This is a genomic window from Allobosea vaviloviae (assembly GCF_001298265.1).
Taxonomy (GTDB): domain Bacteria; phylum Pseudomonadota; class Alphaproteobacteria; order Rhizobiales; family Beijerinckiaceae; genus Allobosea; species Allobosea vaviloviae_B.
Genome location: NZ_LGSZ01000002.1, coordinates 1 through 342 on the forward strand (window position 1 = coordinate 1; position 342 = coordinate 342).

General features: G+C 55.6%; 1 pseudogene. It reads left to right on the forward strand.

The features are described 5' to 3' along the window. Positions 1-158: pseudogene (locus AE618_RS27690) on the forward strand (electron transfer flavoprotein subunit alpha/FixB family protein); the annotation flags it as partial. Positions 159-342 lie beyond the last annotated feature (184 nt).

Genomic DNA, 342 nt, shown 5'->3' on the forward strand with positions numbered 1-342 from the left:
TCCAGCATCTCGCCGGCATGAAGGATTCGAAGGTCATCGTTGCGATCAACAAGGACGAGGAGGCGCCGATCTTCCAGGTCGCCGATTACGGCCTCGTCGGCGACCTCTTCACCATCCTGCCCGAGCTTGAGAAAGAGCTCGAGAAAAGCGGAAGTTAGCCGATGAAGGCGGCCGATTTTCCGGCAGCTCGAACGCGTCGCGAGGAACGAAAGCCATTAGTCTTACTGTGTCACAAAATCTGCGATTCATGTAAGGTGAGAGATTCAATCTCGTGGAGAGCGAGCATGGATCTAGGATCGGACGTTGCTGGGAGTGAATCGCGGTTCGCGGCTTTTGTCGAGC